This is a genomic window from Caulobacter sp. P1_B12_2, assembly GCF_056406675.1.
The window spans coordinates 1-2,092 of sequence record NZ_JBFTZS010000617.1; the positions used below are offsets into that span (position 1 = coordinate 1).

3 protein-coding genes and 1 pseudogene are annotated in these 2,092 nt (G+C 68.3%); 2 read left to right on the plus strand and 2 right to left on the minus strand.

The window, feature by feature from the left end; translation table 11 throughout:
• Window positions 1–129, minus strand: a pseudogene (locus tag AC1DZ6_RS24075) (ribonuclease HII); the annotation flags it as partial.
• Between the two features lie 119 nt (window positions 130–248).
• Between AC1DZ6_RS24075 and AC1DZ6_RS24080 the strand changes: the two are divergent.
• Window positions 249–1,118 (plus strand): acyltransferase family protein, encoded by an 870-nt coding sequence (locus AC1DZ6_RS24080; RefSeq protein ID WP_477099627.1) that lies wholly within the window; start codon window positions 249–251, stop codon window positions 1,116–1,118.
• Between the two features lie 3 nt (window positions 1,119–1,121).
• Here the strand turns inward: AC1DZ6_RS24080 and AC1DZ6_RS24085 are convergent, their stop codons facing one another.
• The gene (locus AC1DZ6_RS24085) at window positions 1,122–1,709 is read right to left on the minus strand and encodes a DNA-3-methyladenine glycosylase I (RefSeq protein ID WP_477099628.1); all 588 of its coding nucleotides are present in this window, start codon (window positions 1,707–1,709) and stop codon (window positions 1,122–1,124) included.
• A 135-nt stretch (window positions 1,710–1,844) separates the two neighbouring features.
• Between AC1DZ6_RS24085 and AC1DZ6_RS24090 the strand changes: the two genes are divergently transcribed.
• A partial coding sequence (locus AC1DZ6_RS24090) for a hypothetical protein (RefSeq protein WP_477099629.1) occupies window positions 1,845–2,092 on the plus strand: 248 nt, incomplete at its 3' end.

A 2,092-nucleotide genomic window follows, 5' to 3' on the forward strand; every position in this document is an offset into this window, starting at 1 on the left:
CGCCGGATCCAGGATCACGGCGGCGGCGCTGACCGGCCCGGCCCAAGGCCCGCGCCCAGCCTCGTCCACCCCGCAGACCAGACCCGGTCCGCAGGCGGCTTCCAGCATCATGTCGGGGTCCGTGCGCATGGGGTGGTGTTTAGGCCGGTTCGGTAAAAGGGAAAAGTAGATTACGTGCGTAATAAATTTGCTTGACCGCACGGCGTTCCTGTCACCCTATTTACAGGCGTAAACCAAGTGGAGCGGGCATGCGGGACGATCAAGGCGAAAGCCAGGCTTATCGGCGCGACATCGACGGGCTGCGCGCCTTGGCCGTGGCCGCCATCGTCATCCACCACGCTTTCCCGGCGATCCTGCCGGGCGGCTTCGTCGGGGTGGACGTCTTCTTCGTGATCTCGGGCTTCCTGATCACCCGCATTCTGATCGAGGCGCGAGACGGGGGGCGGTTCTCCTGGGGCGAGTTTTATCTGCGACGCGCCCGGCGTATCGTTCCAGCCTATGTGGCGGTGACCCTGATCACGGCGGCCCTCGCGGTCTGGATCGAGATGCCGCGCCTGCTGGCCCAGACCGGCGCGGCCACGGCGGCCTCGGGTCTCTTCCTGGCCAATGTTCTGGCCGCCCAGAGCCCCGGCTACTTCGCGCCGTCCATGCAACAGAACCCGCTGCTGCACCTGTGGTCGCTGGGGGTGGAGGAGCAGTTCTATCTGGTCTGGCCGGTGCTGATCGCCTTGCTGTCGCTGGGCTGGGTGCGCCGCACCCGGACGGGGCTGGCCTTGGCGCTTCTGGCGGCTTCGCTGGTCCTGGCCCAGCAGCGGCAGTTGGGCGGTCGCCCCGACGTCTGCGCCCGGGTCGATCCTGGCCCGCCCCTGGCTCGCGCCATGCCGGCCGAGGCCGCGATCCGCGCCGCCGTCGAGGATCGCCCGGGCGTCGCGGCGGTCTTCCCGACCGAGACCTTGTGCCTGGACGGCGGCTGCGCCGGCATGATCGACGGCCGTCCGGTCTATTTCGACGACGACCACCTCAGCGCCTCGGGGGCGCGGCGGCTGGTCCCGGCCTGGATGGACGACGGCTGGCGGCGGGCGCCCGCGCCCCTGGGTTCGCCGCGCGGGGCGCCGTGAGGTCTACCGCGCCATCTTCCGGCATTCCTCGTGCCGGAAGCAGGTCGTGAAGTGGTCGTTGACCAGGCCGGTGGCCTGCATGAAGGCGTAGACGATCACCGGGCCGCAGTACTTGTAGCCCTTGGCCTTGAGCATCTTGGCCATGTCGACGGCCAGGGGCGTCTGGGCCGGGACGTCGCCCATGCCGGTCCAGCGGTTCTGGATCGGCTTGCCGCCGACCATGCCCCACAGCAGGTCGCCCAGGTCCTCGCCCCGGTCGCGCATGTCGCAATAGATCTTCGCGCCGGAGATCGCCGCGTCGATCTTGCCGTTCGAGCGGATGATGCCGGCGTCGGCCATCAGCCGGGCGCGGTCGGCGTCGCCGAACCTCGCCACCTGATCGGGATCGAAATTGGCGAAGGCGGCGCGGAAGGCCTCGCGCTTGCGCAGGATGGTGATCCACGACAGCCCGGCCTGGAACCCATCCAGCACCAGCTTCTCCCACAGGGCGCGGGAGTCGTACTCCGGCACGCCCCATTCCTCGTCATGATAGGCCTCGTAGAACGGGTCGCCGTTCATGCCGCGCCAGGTGCAACGTTGGATCTCGGTCATGCCGCGAGCTTGGCCGAACTTCTTCGCCCTTTCCAGAACTTTTCGTGAACGCGGGGCCTGATACATCGCTCAGCGCGAGCGCTAATCAATTCTTGGTGGAGTTCGGTGCATAGGGACTGCGAGGGGGACGCGGCCATGACCCAGAACACCAGGACGTTTGGACGCCGCGTCGGCGAAGCCGCCGACCTGAGTCCGGCCCCAACCGTCAGGCCGACGCCAGGCTGGCCCTCGTGGCCGGCGTTCCTGATCGCCATCGTCCCGGCCTACTTGCTGCAAATGGTCCCGGTGCTGAACCTGCTGCTGCTCTTCGCCCTGTCGCCGCTGTGGATCGGAGTGCTGTTCAACGCCGCCCTGGTCGCCATGGTGCACGACGTTCGGCGCGG

Bases quoted from the DNA above. Each gene is read 5' to 3' on its own strand.
- AC1DZ6_RS24080 (WP_477099627.1), top strand. From the start codon at position 249: ATGCGGGACGATCAAGGCGAAAGCCAGGCTTATCGGCGCGACATCGAC.
- AC1DZ6_RS24085 (WP_477099628.1), bottom strand. From the start codon at position 1,709: ATGACCGAGATCCAACGTTGCACCTGGCGCGGCATGAACGGCGACCCG.